This is a genomic window from Rhizobium sp. 1399, assembly GCF_031455475.1.
In the GTDB taxonomy this organism is placed as follows: domain Bacteria; phylum Pseudomonadota; class Alphaproteobacteria; order Rhizobiales; family Rhizobiaceae; genus Rhizobium.
The window spans coordinates 25,482-40,163 of the sequence record NZ_JAVDSU010000001.1; the positions used below are offsets into that span (position 1 = coordinate 25,482).

Sequence of the window (14,682 nt, forward strand, 5' to 3'; positions counted from 1 at the left end):
GGAGTAACCGTTCTATATCGATTTAAGAGGTTACAATCCGAACGAAGGAGAAAGCAGATGTCGTCGCAGTCGATTGATCAGCAGACTATGCATATCGTGCTCGTCCATGGCGCCTGGGCCGACGGCTCCGGCTGGGCCAAAGTCATCGCTCCGCTTGTCGCCGAGGGTTTTGCGGTGACAGCAGCGCCGCTACCGATGACCTCCTATGCCGATGACGTTAAAGCCCTTGAACAGGCGCTGGACCGTGTGGATAGGCCAGTGGTTCTAACAGGCCATGCCTATGCTGGAGCGGTTATCGCCGGGGTGCGGAATGAAAATGTGAAGGCACTGGTCTATGTTTCTGCTCTCGCCCCCGATGAAGGAGAGACGGTTGCCGATGTCTTCTATCGCAGCGAACTCGATCCGCGGGCGCCGGAGCTAGCGCCTGATGAAAACGGCCTGATCTATTATCCGCATGAAGCCTTTGCCGCGGCCTATGCGCAGAATGCCACGAATGAAGAACTGGCGGTGCTCTCGGCCGTGCAGCGGCCGATCTCGCCTGCCTGCATCACGGCACCGGTCGGGCGGCCGCTCTGGAAGGATCGCCCTTCCTGGTTCCTGGTGGCGGAGGACGACCGGATGATCGCCGCCGCCAACCAGCGCTTCATGGCTGAGCGTATGCAGGCGATGCAACGGCCCTTCCCGGTCGATCATACGCCGATGGTGACGGCACCGGACACGGTGCTGCAGGTCATCCGAGAGGCCGCGGCAACAGTGGCCGCAGCCTGAATGACCGACATATCTCCCAACACATCGCCATTCATCTCAACTGAAGGAAACAGGACCATGACCAAGATCAGCTACCGCAACACCACCGTCGACGGCATCAAGATCGCCTATCGCGAGGCCGGCACCCAGGACGCTCCGAAGCTCCTGCTGCTGCATGGCTTCCCGACCTCCGGCCACATGTTTCGCGATCTGATCCCGCTGCTGGCCGATCGCTATCACATCATCGCGCCGGATCTTCCGGGCTTCGGGCAGTCGGACGATCCCGCGGTCAACAGCTTCGACAGCATTGCAGACACGATCGACCGCTTCACCGAGATCGTCGGCTTCGATCGCTATGCCGTCTATGTCTTCGATTACGGCGCTCCGACGGGCTTCCGCCTGGCGGTCAAACATCCAGAGCGGATCACGGGCATCATTTCGCAGAATGGCAATGCCTATGTCGATGGCCTCAGCGACGCATGGAACCCGGTGCAGGCCTACTGGCAGGACGCCAGCGCAGAAAACCGCGCCGTGCTGAAGGGGTTCCTCGGGCCGGAAACGACGATCTGGCAATATACGCATGGCGTTGCCGATACGACCAGGATATCGCCTGACGGCTATTCGCTCGACAATTTCTATCTCTCGCGTCCGGGCGCTGAAGATGTGCAGCTCGATCTCATGGGCGACTACAAGAGCAATGTGGCACTCTACCCGACCTTCCAGGATTACTTCCGGACCCACAAGCCGCGCTTCCTCGCCGTCTGGGGCAAGAATGATCCCTTCTTCCTGCCGCCGGGCGCGGAAGCCTTCGCCCGCGATATTCCTGACGCCGTGATCAAATTCTTCGATACCGGCCACTTCGCGCTCGAAACACATGCGGATGAAATTGCCGCTGCAATCCGCGATTTCCTTGGCTGATAATCCCGCGACAGGAGAGATATCATGTCCGATAAAGTAGCCATCATTACCGGTGCCAGCCAGGGCATCGGCCAGGCAACGGCCATCCGGCTCGCAAAGGATTTTTCCAAGCTCGTGCTCGTTGCCCGCAACAAGGCCAATCTCGCGGAGACGGCGAAAGCAGTCGAAGCGGCGGGTGCCAAGACGCTCGTCATCGATGCCGACCTTGCGGAGCCGGCCGCGGCACAGGCCGTCGTCGACAAAGCGCTTGCCGTTTTCGGGCGGATCGATGCGCTGCTCAACATTGCCGGCGCCGTGCCGCAGATCGACGTGTTCGAAATGACGGACCGGCAATGGGATGATGGCATGGCGCTGAAGCTGCATGGCGCACGGCGGCTGACCATCGCCGCCTGGCCGGCACTGAAGGAAACGAAGGGTTCCGTCGTGCTGATGTCAGGCAATTCGGCGGTCTTTCCGAAGGCGGCCTATGCTGCCGTCGGCACGATCAATGCGGCGATATCCGCACTCGCCAAGGCTTTCTCCGATCGCGGCATCCAGGATGGCGTGCAGGTCAACAGCGTGCTGCCCGGCCCGGTCATGACCGGCCGCCGGCGCAGCTATCTGGAGCACTGGGCGCCGCTGCACGACATGACGGTGGAGGAGGCGACGGCCAGATTTCCGAAGAAGGCTGGCATTGCCCGCTACGGCGAGCCGGAAGAGATCGCCGAACTCATGGCCTTCCTCGTATCGCCGGGTGCGCACTGGATGACCGGGACGACGCTTCGCATGGATGGTGGCGAGGTGAAGTCGGTCTGACGCAGACTAATCGGAGGTGACGCAGAAATTGTTGCCCTCGGGGTCGTTCAGCACGGTGTAATCGGCCGTCTCACGCACGAAGGTCGCGCCCAGAGAGATGAGGCGCGCGACCTCTTTTGTCCGGTCGCCGACAGCGATATCGAGGTGGACGCGATTGCGGGCCGGACGCTCTCCCGGGCGAAGATGGAAGCAAAGGCGCGTTCCCGGTCCTTCGACCATCACCACCGGATCGGTTTCCGGCGTCAGGCCAAGCGTGGCAAGGCGGGCGATTTCCTCATCGTCGTAGGGCAAGACCGCATAGTCATCGAGCGCTTCAGCCCAGAAGCGGGCGACGCGGGAGGGCACATCGCAATCGATGACGATTTCCTTCAGCCGCCCCATGGTCACTCACGAATTGCCGGAGCGGCGCCGAGAAACACGCTCGGCGACAGCACCACCGACTACGGGCAGCAGGGCGAAAAGGACCAGCTGTGGCGTTCCTGTCAGCGTCAAAAGGCTGGACAGGAAAATGGCCACGAGCATTCCCGCCAGTGCACCAGCCAGATAGGGAAGATAACTCTTCAAGAGAGCCTCCGTCTTAGCGGGTTTCAATCGAAATGAGCTCGCAAGGCTCCACATAGGACGCTCCGCGGCATCGGCAATGACCAGTTGTCGCCACAGACGCCTTTTACCCTCAGAACTAGGCGCTCGCTTTCTTCGATGCCGGTTTGCCCGCCGTGTTCAGCGCCACCGCGGCCTGCACCAGCGCCTTCAGCGCCGCCTCATCGATCTTATCCCCCTCGCGAATATCGATCGCCCGGCGCGTATTGCCTTCAAGGCTGGAGTTAAAAAGGTTGGACGGGTCTTCCACCGAAGCGCCCTTGGCGAAGGTCAGCTTGACCACCGCCTTGTAGGTTTCGCCGGTGCAGATGATGCCGGCGTGTTCCCAGACCGGGACGCCCCTCCACTTCCACGTCTCCTCCACCTCGGGGTCGGCCTCGCGGATGATCGTTCGGACGCGGGAGAGCGTTTCGCCGCGCCAGTCGTCCAATTCCCTGATCTTGGCATCGATGCGTTCGGAGGGAGAGATTTCTTTCGGTTCCGCTTCCTTTTTCGTCGTCGCCGCTTTCTTCATGGTCTCTCTCCTTACATTTTCTCGCCCGGCAACAGGCTTGCCTGCCTTATCCAGTCGGCGAGCTGCGCCTCGTCGATCGGGTCGTTCTCATGGATGTGGAAATAGCGCGTTTCCGCAGTCCTGGATTCTCCCGGCAGTATGGGCTGCAAAGCAGCACCGCGGAAGAATGCAAGCTTGATGTACTTGTTGAAGCAATGGATGCCAAGGAACCAGCCATCGTCCTTCATACCGTAGAGCGGCGAGTTCCATTTGACGGCCTTGTGGGCATCCGGAACAGTGCGCATGATCAATTCATCGAGGTGGCGGCCGACATTGCTTTTCCAGCCGGGCATGGCGGCGATATAGGCCTGTACCGGGCCATCGCCCTCGCCTTTGGCGATCTGCGGATTGCCGCCGGATAGCAGCTTGGGCTCTGCCGGTTTTGCCGTCTTGCTGGATATCTTATTGGCCATGGGCTCCTCCCCCTTGGGGATAATAAGGAAGCATCCCTCGATTTCCAGTCGTGCGGAATGGCCACAGCTGCAAAGATCACAGCTTGATGACGCGGAAAACCTGCGACACGGCGGCAAACCCGTGGCATAAGGGCGCCAAAATTCTCCCAAGCTCCCGCGTAAGACATGATCCGTATCGAAAATATCAGCAAGCAGAACAGCCACCGCATCCTCTTCATCGAAGCCACTGCCGCCCTCAATCGCGGCGAAAAGATCGGTCTCGTCGGCCCGAACGGCGCCGGCAAGACGACGCTTTTCCGCATGATCAATGGCGAAGAACTGCCGGATGAAGGCCAGGTCTCAGTCGAAAAGCACGTCTCCATCGGCTACTTCAACCAGGATGTCGGCGAAATGTCCGGCCGCAGCGCGGTTGCCGAGGTGATGGAGGGGGCCGGCCCCGTCAGCATCGTCGCCGCAGAGCTGCGCGAGCTGGAAGCGGCCATGTCCGATCCTGACCGCATGGACGAGATGGATCAGATCATCGAGCGCTACGGCGAGGTGCAGGCGCGCTACGAGGAACTGGATGGCTATGCGCTGGAAGGCCGTGCCCGCGAAGTTCTGGACGGCCTGAGCTTCAGCCAGGAAATGATGGACGGCGATGTCGGTGCACTCTCCGGCGGCTGGAAGATGCGCGTGGCGCTCGGCCGCATCCTGCTGATGCGTCCCGACGTCATGCTGCTTGACGAACCGAGCAACCACCTGGATCTCGAAAGCCTGATCTGGCTGGAAGAATTCCTCAAGACCTATGAGGGCGCATTGCTGATGACCTCGCACGACCGCGAGTTCATGAACCGCATCGTCACTAAGATCATCGAGATCGATGCCGGCTCGCTCAACAGCTATTCCGGCGACTACGGTTTTTACGAGCAGCAGCGGGCGCAGAACGAGAAGCAGCAGCAGGCGCAGTTCGAGCGCCAGCAGGCGATGCTCGCCAAGGAAATCAAGTTTATCGAGCGCTTCAAGGCGCGCGCCAGCCATGCTTCGCAGGTGCAGAGTCGCGTCAAGAAGCTGGAAAAGATCGAGCGCGTGGAGCCGCCGAAGCGCCGCCAGACGGTGGCTTTCGACTTCCAGCCGGCGCCGCGCTCGGGCGAAGACGTCGTCAATCTCAAGAACGTGCACAAGAAATATGGCAGCCGCACCATCTATGAAGGGCTGGATTTCATGGTCCGCCGCAAGGAGCGCTGGTGCATCATGGGCGTCAACGGCGCCGGCAAATCCACGCTCCTGAAGCTGGTGACCGGCACTGCCGAGCCGGATGCCGGCAGCGTGGCGCTCGGCGCCAGCGTGAAGCTCGGCTATTTCGCCCAGCATGCCATGGACCTGCTCGATGGTGAGCGCACCGTGCTCGAATGGCTGGAAGATTCCTTCCCGCTCGCCGGCCAGGCGCCGCTGCGAGCGCTGGCCGGCTGTTTCGGCTTTTCGGGCGACGACGTGGACAAGCGCTGCCGCGTACTGTCCGGCGGCGAGAAGGCCCGCCTCGTCATGGCTCACATGCTGTTCGACCCGCCGAACTTCCTCGTGCTCGACGAGCCGACCAACCATCTCGACCTCGACACCAAGGAAATGCTGATCAATGCGCTCGCCGACTTCGAAGGCACGATGCTCTTCGTCTCGCACGACCGCCACTTCCTTGCCGCCCTTTCCAACCGCGTGCTGGAGCTGACGCCCGACGGCATCCACCAGTATGGCGGTGGCTATACGGAGTATGTCGAGCGCACCGGCTACGAGGCGCCCGGCATCCACGCTCCCTGAGCTAGGATCTGGCGAAGGCGTCGATACCAGTCAGTTCCGCCGAGAGCGCCCAGAGACGGGCAGCCTCGTCGGGATCGACGGCGTAAGCGCGCACGCTGGTTTCCGCACCGTCATCCGAGACGGATGCGATATCGCAGTCGGCGCAATAGAGGCCGCCAAGGTCTGCAAGCTGCGGCGAGGTTGCGGCCCAGACCTGCGTCGCGGCACCCTGCTCCGGTGTCTTGAACGTTGGGTCGGCCGCATTGCCGTCGGCATCGATCCAGCCGGCGGCGACCATGTCTTCCTTCTCCAGGTGCCGTTGCAGCGGCGTCAGGATCTTGCCGGGATGCAGCGAGAAGGCACGCACGCCGGCATCCCTGCCCAACCTGTCAAGTTGCACCGCAAAGAGCGCGTTTGCGGTCTTCGCCTGTCCATAGGCCTGCCACCGGTCGTAGCCCTCGGTGAACTGGACATCGTCCCAGCGGATGGGCGTGATGCCATGGGCACCGGAGGAGACGGCAACCACACGGGCTCCCCTCGCAATCGCCGGCCAGAGGCGATTGACGAGTGCGAAATGGCCGAGATGGTTGGTGGCAAACTGCGCCTCCCAGCCCGGCCCGACCCGCGTTTCCGGGCAGGCCATGATGCCGGCGCTGTTAATGACGATATCGGCCTTGCGTCCGGAAGCGACGAAGCGCTCAGCAAACTGCCGCACGCTTTCGAGATCGGAGAGATCGAGCCTGTCGATCTCGACATTGGCGATGCCCGAGAGCGCCTTGGCCGCCGCTTCCGGCTGACGCGCGCCGATCAGCACATGCGCGCCGGCCCGCGACAGCGCTTTCGTCGTCTCCAGTCCGAGGCCGGAATGGCCGCCGGTGACGATTGCCAGTTTGCCCGTGAGATCGATGCCCGCGAGCACGTCGTCGGCTGTGGAGCGAGCGCCAAAACCGGAGCCGATGGGGTGTTGTGTGTTTTCCATGGATGCCTCCTTCTGCTTTCGGCCGGAGACTAATGCGGTGGCGTCCATACGATCTATGCGTTAAAGTCCATGATATGTTTGCGATCGTCCGGATTTCCTTATGAGTTCTGTTTCCATGGATCCGCTTTCCGATGTGCTGGCGCTCTTGAAGCCGAAGAGCTACGTCTCGCTCGGGCTCGATGCCGGCCGTGACTGGGCGATCGATTTTCCGCCGCCGCAGGGCATCAAGTTCAATGCCGTTCTCTCGGGCGGCTGCTGGCTGGAGGTGGATGGGGTCGCTGAGCCTGTGCGGCTCGAGGAAGGCGATTGTTTTCTGCTGACGCAGAGCCGGCCCTTCCGGATGATGAGCGACCGCAGCCTGCCGACGATCCCCGCCAATGACATCTATGCGCATGCTAAGGATGGTGTCGCGATCTGCAATGGCGGCGGCGCCTTTTTCCTCGTCGGCAGCCGCTTCGGCTTTTCCGGCGCAGGCGCCGATCTGCTCGTCGGCATATTGCCGCCGGTCGTCCATGTCAGCGAGCATTCGGATCAGGCCTCGGTGCTGCGCTTTGCGATCGACCAGATGGCGCGGGAGCTGCGCGGCCGCCACCCGGGCGGCTTCCTGATGACCGAGCATCTGGCGCATATCATGCTGATGCAGATCCTGCGGCTCTATCTCTCAGCACCCGATATCAAAGGCACCGGCTGGCTATTTGCGCTCGCCGACCGGCAGATCGGCATGGCGATCGGCGCCATGCATGCAGAGCCGGCGCGGCGCTGGACGCTGCAGCAACTCGCGGTCATGACCGGCATGTCGCGCTCCTCCTTTGCCGAGCGCTTCAAGGAAAAGGTCGGAGCCGCGCCGATGGACTATCTCACACGCTGGCGTATGATGCTGGCGAGCGAGCGGCTCTCCAACAGCAGCGAACCGATCGGCAAGATTGCGCTTTCGCTCGGCTACGATTCCGAAAGCGCCTTCAGCACCGCCTTCAAGCGGGTGATGGCGCGCTCGCCGCGGCAATACAGCCGGGAAGCAGCAGGGTAAAAGACCGCAGGCTGCGGGTCTTGCAGAAACGACTGTCGTTTCATACCTATAGAAGGAATGGTATGCGTCCGGCCCTTGCCGGCCCTCGCTGCATTCCGAGCCTTTGTGCCCGCCTTACGAGGATGAAACCATGAATATCGACAGGATCCTGCGGTCAGTTGTGGCCGTTCGCGCCTCCATCCCCGAAGATGCCTTCACCGCGAACACGCTGGGCACCCGCCGGGAAGGAAGCGGCGTCGTCATCAGGGAAAACGGGCTGGTGCTCACCATCGGCTACCTGATCACCGAAGCAGACGAAATCTGGCTGACGCGCCATGACGGCAAGGTCGTACCTGGCCATGCGCTCGCCTATGACCAGGAAACCGGCTTCGGCCTCATCCAGTCGCTGGCGCCTCTCGACCTGCCGGCCATCGACATCGGCGACAAGGTCAAGACGACGGTCGGCGATGCCGTGATCTTTGCCGATGGTCTCGGCGAATTCGTGCAGGCCAATATCGTCGCCAAGCAGGAATTTGCGGGCTACTGGGAATATCTGCTCGACGAGGCGATCTTCATCGCACCCGCCCATCCCTCCTGGGGCGGTGCGGCGCTGATCAGCGACGACGGCAAGCTGCTTGGCATCGGTTCGCTGCGCCTGCAGATGGTGCAGGACGAAGAGGTCGCCGATATCAACATGGCCGTGCCGATCAACCTCCTTCCGCCGATCCTTGACGACCTGCTTAACCGCGGCCAGATCGACAGGCCGCCGCGCCCCTGGCTCGGCGCCTTTTCGGCTGAAAGCAACGGGGAAGTTGTCGTCATGAGCGTTGCCAAGGGCAGCCCGGCCGCGCAGGCCGGCCTGCAGCAGGGCGACGTGATCTCGGAAATCCGCGACGGCGAAGTGGACGGGCTTGCCGATTTCTACCGTAAGGTCTGGAAGAGCGGTCCGGCAGGCGCTGAAATCCCGATGCGTGTGCTGCGGAACGGCCGCGAGGCCTGGCTGCGGATCAAATCTGCCGACCGCAACAGCTTCCTCAAGAAGCCGCTGATGCAGTGAATCAGATATAGAGCGGCGCCATCCGGCGATGCCTAGATATAAACATCCGGCGATGCTCAGATATAAAGGGGCGCCATCCGGCGCCAGGCACCGGCGCGGTGCGCCCTGCCATCCCAGAAATGCAGCCGATGGCCGACACCCATGTCAGCGAGAAGGCGGCTGAGATAGCGATTGTTATCGAGGAATGGATCCTCGTTGCCGATCGTCAGCACGATATCCACCTGCCGCAGCTTTTCCAGCCGCCAATCGCAGGCAAGGCCCGGCAGGAAATGTGTCGGCATGTGGAAATAGACCGTGTCGTCGTAATAACCGTCGAAGAGATCCGAGAAGGATTCGACCTTCATCGTCAGGTCGTAGCGGCCGGAAAAGGCCACCAGCTTGCGGAAGAGATGCGGGTGGCGGAAGACGAGGCTGGCGGCCTGGAAGGCGCCGAGGCTGCAGCCGTGGACGATGGTGCATTCGTGGCCGTTGCGGCTCTCCATCAGCGGCAGAACCTCGTTCAGCACATATTCCTCGAAAGCGATATGGCGGCGGATACGATCGGCCGGATGGCGGCCGAAGTCGTAGAAGGTTTCGCCCGCGAGGCCCTCGATGCAGAACAGCTGCAGATGACCTGCCTCGAGCTTGTCGGCGAGGCTGGCAACGATTCCGAGATGTTCATATTCCCAAAAGCGCCCTTCCCGCGTTGGGAACATCAATACTTTGGCGCCGGCATGCCCGAACACCAGAAGCTCCATGTCACGATGGAGCCGATCGCTGTACCAGCGCAGATATTCTCGGTTCATAGACCCCTGAAAAACCGCCCGACTCGCTCACGCAGCGCAGTTTGCTGCACTGCACTATCAACATAGTCGAAATGCCCGGCATCCAGGATGAAGATTTCATTAAATTTTGATTTCGGCAAAGCGTTGGCCACCGTGAACTGACAGGGGGGTGCAACCGCCGGATCGAAGAGGGCGACGGCGGCCAGCATCGGCACGGTGATGCGGGTCGCTGCCGTTGCGGCATCGAAGAGCCGCAACTTTTCGAAAACATCCGCGTGCGTCTTTGCATAATCCTGCACCGAATGGGCGCTGCCAACCGTCGGCAATGTTAGCCACAGCTTGCGGTTACCAAAGGTCGGTACCGTCAGATGGCCGCGGGCAATACGTTTATCGAAGGGAATGCCGAGCGCGCCGATGCCGCCGCCGAAGCTGATGCCGCTATAGCCGATATGGCCATCGAGCGCGGGATAGAGCGATAGCAGCGCCGACACTGCAACCCAGAGATCCTCAACGCAGCCGCCGATCACGTAATGATCGGGATCATCGATGTTGTGGAGCACATGCCAGGGCGCGTCAGGCGAAATCGGCGGATGGGCGCTGCGCGACATGCCGCGGAAACACGGAAAGAGGATGGCGGTGTCCTCGACCAGAATATCGAATTCAGGCTGGTCCCTGCCTCCATAACCGTGGCCAACGACGAGGCCGCGCTTGACCTCGCCCTTGCGGGGCGTGAGCAGCCAGCCGCCGATGCGGACGTCATCCGTGGACGTGTAGACAATATCGCGTATCTGCCAGTCCGGATGGGTATCCTTGCTTGGGCTCAAGCGCGGCTCAGGCTTCACCGCCAGCGCCCTGGCATAACGCTTCTGCCAAAAGGCATCGAATCCCGAGGGCGATTCCGGCGGGCGGATTGCCTGCAGGTCGGCAAGCGTCATGCCGTAGGTGGGGTCGAAGTCGAAAGGGTATTCTGTCGGGATGCTCATGCCATGCTTGTTGTCGCGAAACTGGTCTCGGAGCAAGGCCGACTGCCAATTCCAACCTACAATCAAACCGGACCCTCCGCCCGAAATTGCGTGACAGCCTTGCCCGGCTGGTCTTAACTAGAAACGCATCGTGCCTGCCGACTCAGGCGGCGGCGCGTTTTGGTTTGCGTTCACATCATCCGTCGGAAGGACCGCTTCAGATGAAAATCCTTGTGATCGGCGCAGAGTTTGGATGCCAGCCCCACCCTTTCGCTCGGCTTCACAGCCGAGACATCCTTTGACGACTTTATCCGCGTCCATATCGAGGACGAATTGAACAACAGACTGCCGGAGCCTGCCTGACATGCTGCTTGGAGCTATTGCCGACGATTTCACCGGCGCCAGCGATCTAGCCAACACCCTTGCCCGCGGTGGCATGTCGACGATGCAGTTCGTCGGCCCCGGCCGCGGCAAAGTGAATTGCGAAGCCGGCGTGGTGGCGCTGAAGACGCGCTCGATCTCGGTCGAGGATGCGGTGTTGCAATCCATGGATGCGGCCCGCTGGCTGCTGGATCAGGGCTGCGAGCAGATCTTCTTCAAATACTGCTCGACCTTCGATTCCACACGTGAAGGCAATATCGGCCCGGTGGCCGAGGCCTTGCAGCGGCTGACGGGCGCCGATGTCACCGTCTTCTGCCCGGCCTTTCCGGCGACCGGAAGGCGGGTCTTCATGGGCCACCTCTTCGTCAAGGACAAGCTGCTCAGCGAATCCGGCATGGAAAATCATCCGCTGACGCCGATGACCGATCCCGACATCCGCCGCTGGTTGCGGCACCAGACGCGCGGCAGTGTCGGTAGCATCACACTCGATACGGTGCGCGAAGGTTCGGGCGCCATCCGCAGCCGCCTGCGCGACGAACTGACCGATGGCAACCGCCTCGTCGTCGTCGATGCCATCGAGGATGCCGATCTGATAACCATCGGTGAAGCTGTCGCCGACCATGCGCTGGTAACCGGCGGGTCGGGACTGGCGCAGGGGCTGGTGCGTAATTTCGCCAAGCTTGGCAAGCTTTCCGGTATTCCCGCCGAAGTGCCTGTCGTTACTGGCCTCGGCGTCGTCCTCTGCGGCTCCTGCTCGATCGCCTCGCAGAACCAGGTCGCCTGTCATCTGGAGAACCATCCAGGCCTGTCGATCGATCCGGCAGCCATCGTGCGCGGCACCATGTCGGTGGAACGCGCCGCCAGCTGGGTCGCCTCCAATGCGGCCGACAATCCGATCGTTTACTCCACCACCTCGCCCGATGTCGTGAGCTTCGTGCAGCAGCGCTTCGGCCGCGAGGAATCGGCAAAGATTCTTGAGGATTTCTTCGGCGGCCTTGCCAAGCGGCTTGCCGATTCCGGCACGCAGCTGATCGTTGTCGGCGGCGGAGAAACCTCCGGTGCCGTCGTTGAGGCACTCGGCCTCAAGCATATGACCATTGGTGCGGAGATCGATCCCGGCGTGCCGGTTCTGGTGTCCGAGCGCGGCCGGCCGGCGCGGCCGATCGGGCTCGCGCTGAAGAGCGGCAATTTCGGCTCGCCCGACTTTTTCGCCAAGGCTCTAGACAGGATTGCAGGCCATGAATGAGGCAGCACTGCGCGAAGCCATCGTCCGCTGGGGAAAATCGCTTTTCGAGCGCGGGCTTACGGCCGGCTCCTCGGGCAATATTTCGGTAAAGACCACGGACGGCTATCTCGCAACGCCGACCAACTCCTGCCTGGGCTTCCTCGATCCTGAGCGGCTGTCGAAGCTCGACAAAGACGGCAAGCCCCTCTCGGGCGATGCACCGACCAAGGAACTGCCGCTGCACTTCTCCTTCTATGAGAAACGGCCGCAGACGGGCGCGGTGGTACATCTGCATTCCATCTATGCAACTGCCCTTTCCTGCCTTGCCGATACCGATCCCAAGGACGCCATTCCACCATTGACGCCCTATGTGGTGATGCGCGTCGGCAAGGTGCCTGTCGTGCCCTATACACGGCCGGGCTCGACTGATGTGAAGCCGCTGATTGCTGAAATCGCCGGCGAGCACAGCGCCGTGCTTCTGGAAAATCACGGGCCGATCGTATCGGCTGCCACGCTCGATTCCGCCGTCTTCGCGATCGAAGAACTGGAAGAGGCGGCGAAGCTTTCGATCATTACGCGCGGCATGAAGGTCCGCCAGCTCAATAGCGGGCAGATCGCCGACCTGGAGCGGCACTTCAAGCTGCGCTAGGTAAAATCAATCAAGAGAGGCCGGTGATCGGAAACTTCGGGAGCCTCCACCACCTCGAAGCGCTCCACCACCACCTCAGATGTCACCAGCATATAATCGGCAAAGCGTCCATCCTTCGGATAGAGCGAGGTGCGGGTATCGGTAAAACCCCTGCCGGTGACGAGATCGTTGAGGCCGAGGCGGCCAAGCTTTTCGAAGGTTACACTGTCAGGCAGCACGTTGAAATCGCCACAGACGACCAGGCGTTCATCACCCGGCCAGACGCGTTCGATCAGCTCGACGAGCGCATCCGCCTGCGCATGCCGGGCCGGAATATCGCCCTTGCCGGCGGGATCACGCAGGCCGTGGAGCTGTGCGATGGTGACGGAAAAGCCGCCGGCATAGTCGAACAGCCGAATGCAATGGGCATTGCGCGAACGCGGATGCTCCCCCCAGCCATTGGACGAGAAACCGCCATGGATGAAGTCCGCCGCCTGGCCGATTACTGCATGCGATTTGCGCACGAAGGTGGCAATGCCGAATTCGGTCGGGAAGACTGCCTCGCCGTGAAAGAGATCGCCCCGTGCAAAGGGGCAGAAGAAGCCGTCATGATCAGGGAGAACGCCGGCAATCTCGTCATAAAGATGGGCGCGCTGCGGCAGCACAACGCCGCCGTCACGATATTCCAGCCATCCCGGCGTATCGGTTGCGGACCGGACCACTTCCTGCAGGCAGAAGACGTCGGCCTCCGCATGCGCGAGATAGTCGATCAGTGGCGCGTGGATGCTGCCGCCCCAGGCATTCAGTGAAATGATACGTAAAGCCATGCGAGCTCCCTCTTCGTCGAGAGACTAGCAGATTCGCATGGGGATCGATCCCTCGGGCGGCAGCGTCTGATCAGCGATATCCAGTGTCATCCGCCGGCTTACCAGGTTCCTGCACTTCGGCGAGGTAACGCCAGCAGTCCGGCCGCGTGCCGTCGAGATCGGTGAAACCGTAGGCATCGGCCAGCTGGAAGCTTGAGAGCGACTGACCGTTCCATCTGTTGCGGTCGGGATCGGCGGCCAGTGCAGCCACTCCCCGGCCGGTGAAACGCGGCGTTTCCGAGATGACGAAATGCGGCTGGACTTTTGTGCCGTCGCGCCAATTTTCTTCCTTAACACCATAAATTTCCAGCATCATTTCCGAGCGCATCCAGCCGGGCGAGAGCGAGACGGCGGTGGCACCATGCGCTGCCAGGTCTTTGGCATGCGCCCAGGCCATACGGTTCGTGCCCGTTTTCACCAGATCGTAATAGGGGCAGAGCCTGTAATGTGTGGCGTTGTATTCTGCGGTGCCATCGGTCATCTCCACCAGCAATCCACCCGGCCGCTCGATCATCAGTGCCAGCGCGTAATGGGCGGTGATGAAATGGGTGTCGATCGCAAGCCGCAGCATGCGCAGGCCCTTGTCGAGGGAATGTTCCCAGACCGGCTTGTTCCACTCCGTCAGATGCTCGCCGCCCCAGATATCGTTGATGAGGATATCGAGCCTGCCCTCCTGCGCGCGGATGCGGGCAACCAGCGCTTCGACTTGCTCCGGCACCAGATGATCCACCTGCACGGCGATGCCCCGCCCACCCGCCGCGCTCACGAGTTCGGCGGTTTCCTCGATGGTCTCTGGCCGGCCATATTCGGATTGCTGCATGCGCGTCGTGCGGCCGGTCACATAGACGGTCGCGCCTGCCGCGCCCAATTCCACCGCAATGCCGCGGCCGGCGCCGCGCGTTCCGCCGGCAACAAGCGCCACCTTTCCCTTTAAGTTCGCTGTCACTTCACTGTCCTCCCCGCTAGAAACAATTAATCGGCCTAGTCGGCCTACTTGTATATAAACGAACGTTCGTTC

The 14,682-nt window shown here is 61.6% G+C and carries 17 protein-coding genes; 8 read left to right on the forward strand and 9 right to left on the reverse strand.

Annotated features, from left to right (window positions below; genetic code table 11):
* Window positions 1–57: 57 nt before the first annotated feature.
* The 3 genes from J2X71_RS00160 to J2X71_RS00170 are packed head-to-tail and all read left to right on the forward strand — an operon-like array spanning window position 58 to window position 2,460.
* On the forward strand, window positions 58–768 hold the full coding sequence (locus J2X71_RS00160) for an alpha/beta hydrolase (protein ID WP_310377856.1): 711 nt from the start codon (window positions 58–60) through the stop codon (window positions 766–768).
* 57 nt (window positions 769–825) lie between these two features.
* Window positions 826–1,665, forward strand: coding sequence for an alpha/beta hydrolase (locus J2X71_RS00165; RefSeq protein ID WP_310377858.1), 840 nt, complete (start codon window positions 826–828; stop codon window positions 1,663–1,665).
* A 24-nt stretch (window positions 1,666–1,689) separates the two neighbouring features.
* Window positions 1,690–2,460: an SDR family oxidoreductase gene (locus J2X71_RS00170; protein ID WP_310377860.1), complete on the forward strand. Its 771-nt coding sequence runs from the start codon at window positions 1,690–1,692 to the stop codon at window positions 2,458–2,460.
* 6 nt (window positions 2,461–2,466) lie between these two features.
* Here J2X71_RS00170 and J2X71_RS00175 read toward each other — a convergent pair whose 3' ends face one another.
* The 4 genes from J2X71_RS00175 to J2X71_RS00190 all read right to left on the reverse strand — a co-directional run bounded on the left by J2X71_RS00175 (window position 2,467) and on the right by J2X71_RS00190 (window position 4,026).
* A complete protein-coding gene (locus tag J2X71_RS00175; protein ID WP_113323020.1) occupies window positions 2,467–2,841 on the reverse strand; it encodes a VOC family protein in 375 nt (124 codons plus the stop codon).
* Window positions 2,842–2,847: 6 nt separating this feature from the next.
* Window positions 2,848–3,024, reverse strand: coding sequence for a hypothetical protein (locus tag J2X71_RS00180; protein WP_310377862.1), 177 nt, complete (start codon window positions 3,022–3,024; stop codon window positions 2,848–2,850).
* Window positions 3,025–3,139: 115 nt separating this feature from the next.
* Entirely contained in the window at window positions 3,140–3,574 is a 435-nt protein-coding gene (locus tag J2X71_RS00185) for a DUF1801 domain-containing protein (RefSeq protein WP_310377865.1), read from the reverse strand.
* Between the two features lie 11 nt (window positions 3,575–3,585).
* A complete protein-coding gene (locus J2X71_RS00190; protein ID WP_310377867.1) occupies window positions 3,586–4,026 on the reverse strand; it encodes a DUF1801 domain-containing protein in 441 nt (146 codons plus the stop codon).
* Window positions 4,027–4,191: 165 nt separating this feature from the next.
* On the opposite strand from J2X71_RS00190, the gene J2X71_RS00195 reads away from it, so the two are divergent.
* Complete coding sequence (locus tag J2X71_RS00195) at window positions 4,192–5,817, forward strand: ABC-F family ATP-binding cassette domain-containing protein (protein ID WP_310377869.1); 1,626 nt, start codon at window positions 4,192–4,194, stop codon at window positions 5,815–5,817.
* 1 nt (window position 5,818) lies between these two features.
* Here J2X71_RS00195 and J2X71_RS00200 read toward each other — a convergent pair whose 3' ends face one another.
* The gene (locus J2X71_RS00200; protein ID WP_310377870.1) at window positions 5,819–6,775 is read right to left on the reverse strand and encodes an SDR family NAD(P)-dependent oxidoreductase; all 957 of its coding nucleotides are present in this window, start codon (window positions 6,773–6,775) and stop codon (window positions 5,819–5,821) included.
* A 115-nt stretch (window positions 6,776–6,890) separates the two neighbouring features.
* On the opposite strand from J2X71_RS00200, the gene J2X71_RS00205 reads away from it, so the two are divergent.
* Together J2X71_RS00205 and J2X71_RS00210 are read left to right on the forward strand one after the other, a co-directional pair.
* Window positions 6,891–7,802: an AraC family transcriptional regulator gene (locus J2X71_RS00205; RefSeq protein WP_113323015.1), complete on the forward strand. Its 912-nt coding sequence runs from the start codon at window positions 6,891–6,893 to the stop codon at window positions 7,800–7,802.
* A 130-nt stretch (window positions 7,803–7,932) separates the two neighbouring features.
* Window positions 7,933–8,838, forward strand: a complete 906-nt coding sequence (locus J2X71_RS00210; RefSeq protein WP_113323014.1) for a S1C family serine protease — start codon at window positions 7,933–7,935, stop codon at window positions 8,836–8,838.
* A gap of 56 nt (window positions 8,839–8,894) precedes the next feature.
* Here J2X71_RS00210 and J2X71_RS00215 read toward each other — a convergent pair whose 3' ends face one another.
* Both J2X71_RS00215 and J2X71_RS00220 read right to left on the reverse strand, forming a co-directional pair.
* The gene (locus J2X71_RS00215) at window positions 8,895–9,623 is read right to left on the reverse strand and encodes an esterase family protein (RefSeq protein WP_037105163.1); all 729 of its coding nucleotides are present in this window, start codon (window positions 9,621–9,623) and stop codon (window positions 8,895–8,897) included.
* The gene (locus tag J2X71_RS00220; RefSeq protein ID WP_310377876.1) at window positions 9,620–10,585 is read right to left on the reverse strand and encodes an acetylxylan esterase; all 966 of its coding nucleotides are present in this window, start codon (window positions 10,583–10,585) and stop codon (window positions 9,620–9,622) included. The genes J2X71_RS00215 and J2X71_RS00220 overlap by 4 nt, the downstream gene beginning before the upstream one ends.
* Before the next feature lie 343 nt (window positions 10,586–10,928).
* Between J2X71_RS00220 and otnK the strand changes: the two genes are divergently transcribed.
* Together otnK and J2X71_RS00230 are read left to right on the forward strand one after the other, a co-directional pair.
* Window positions 10,929–12,191, forward strand: a complete 1,263-nt coding sequence (gene otnK, locus J2X71_RS00225) for a 3-oxo-tetronate kinase (RefSeq protein ID WP_310377879.1) — start codon at window positions 10,929–10,931, stop codon at window positions 12,189–12,191.
* Complete coding sequence (locus J2X71_RS00230) at window positions 12,184–12,819, forward strand: aldolase (protein WP_310377882.1); 636 nt, start codon at window positions 12,184–12,186, stop codon at window positions 12,817–12,819. Before otnK ends, J2X71_RS00230 begins: the two co-directional genes overlap by 8 nt.
* On the opposite strand, the gene J2X71_RS00235 is transcribed toward J2X71_RS00230, so the two are convergent.
* Window positions 12,816–13,625 carry an endonuclease/exonuclease/phosphatase family protein gene (locus J2X71_RS00235; protein ID WP_310377884.1) on the reverse strand — a complete coding sequence of 270 codons (810 nt, stop codon included), beginning with the start codon at window positions 13,623–13,625 and terminating at the stop codon, window positions 12,816–12,818. The genes J2X71_RS00230 and J2X71_RS00235 overlap by 4 nt on opposite strands.
* A 70-nt stretch (window positions 13,626–13,695) precedes the next feature.
* Window positions 13,696–14,610, reverse strand: a complete 915-nt coding sequence (locus J2X71_RS00240) for an SDR family oxidoreductase (protein ID WP_310377886.1) — start codon at window positions 14,608–14,610, stop codon at window positions 13,696–13,698.
* Window positions 14,611–14,682 lie beyond the last annotated feature (72 nt).

What these genes read in the sequence shown, in the direction of transcription:
- J2X71_RS00220 (WP_310377876.1), bottom strand. Translation starts at nt 10,585, where the DNA reads ATGAGCATCCCGACAGAATACCCTTTCGACTTCGACCCCACCTACGGC.
- J2X71_RS00175 (WP_113323020.1), bottom strand. Translation starts at nt 2,841, where the DNA reads ATGGGGCGGCTGAAGGAAATCGTCATCGATTGCGATGTGCCCTCCCGC.
- otnK (WP_310377879.1), top strand. Translation starts at nt 10,929, where the DNA reads ATGCTGCTTGGAGCTATTGCCGACGATTTCACCGGCGCCAGCGATCTA.
- J2X71_RS00195 (WP_310377869.1), top strand. Translation starts at nt 4,192, where the DNA reads ATGATCCGTATCGAAAATATCAGCAAGCAGAACAGCCACCGCATCCTC.
- J2X71_RS00165 (WP_310377858.1), top strand. Translation starts at nt 826, where the DNA reads ATGACCAAGATCAGCTACCGCAACACCACCGTCGACGGCATCAAGATC.
- J2X71_RS00205 (WP_113323015.1), top strand. Translation starts at nt 6,891, where the DNA reads ATGGATCCGCTTTCCGATGTGCTGGCGCTCTTGAAGCCGAAGAGCTAC.
- J2X71_RS00215 (WP_037105163.1), bottom strand. Translation starts at nt 9,623, where the DNA reads ATGAACCGAGAATATCTGCGCTGGTACAGCGATCGGCTCCATCGTGAC.
- J2X71_RS00160 (WP_310377856.1), top strand. Translation starts at nt 58, where the DNA reads ATGTCGTCGCAGTCGATTGATCAGCAGACTATGCATATCGTGCTCGTC.
- J2X71_RS00200 (WP_310377870.1), bottom strand. Translation starts at nt 6,775, where the DNA reads ATGGAAAACACACAACACCCCATCGGCTCCGGTTTTGGCGCTCGCTCC.
- J2X71_RS00190 (WP_310377867.1), bottom strand. Translation starts at nt 4,026, where the DNA reads ATGGCCAATAAGATATCCAGCAAGACGGCAAAACCGGCAGAGCCCAAG.
- J2X71_RS00210 (WP_113323014.1), top strand. Translation starts at nt 7,933, where the DNA reads ATGAATATCGACAGGATCCTGCGGTCAGTTGTGGCCGTTCGCGCCTCC.
- J2X71_RS00185 (WP_310377865.1), bottom strand. Translation starts at nt 3,574, where the DNA reads ATGAAGAAAGCGGCGACGACGAAAAAGGAAGCGGAACCGAAAGAAATC.
- J2X71_RS00230 (WP_310377882.1), top strand. Translation starts at nt 12,184, where the DNA reads ATGAATGAGGCAGCACTGCGCGAAGCCATCGTCCGCTGGGGAAAATCG.
- J2X71_RS00170 (WP_310377860.1), top strand. Translation starts at nt 1,690, where the DNA reads ATGTCCGATAAAGTAGCCATCATTACCGGTGCCAGCCAGGGCATCGGC.
- J2X71_RS00235 (WP_310377884.1), bottom strand. Translation starts at nt 13,625, where the DNA reads ATGGCTTTACGTATCATTTCACTGAATGCCTGGGGCGGCAGCATCCAC.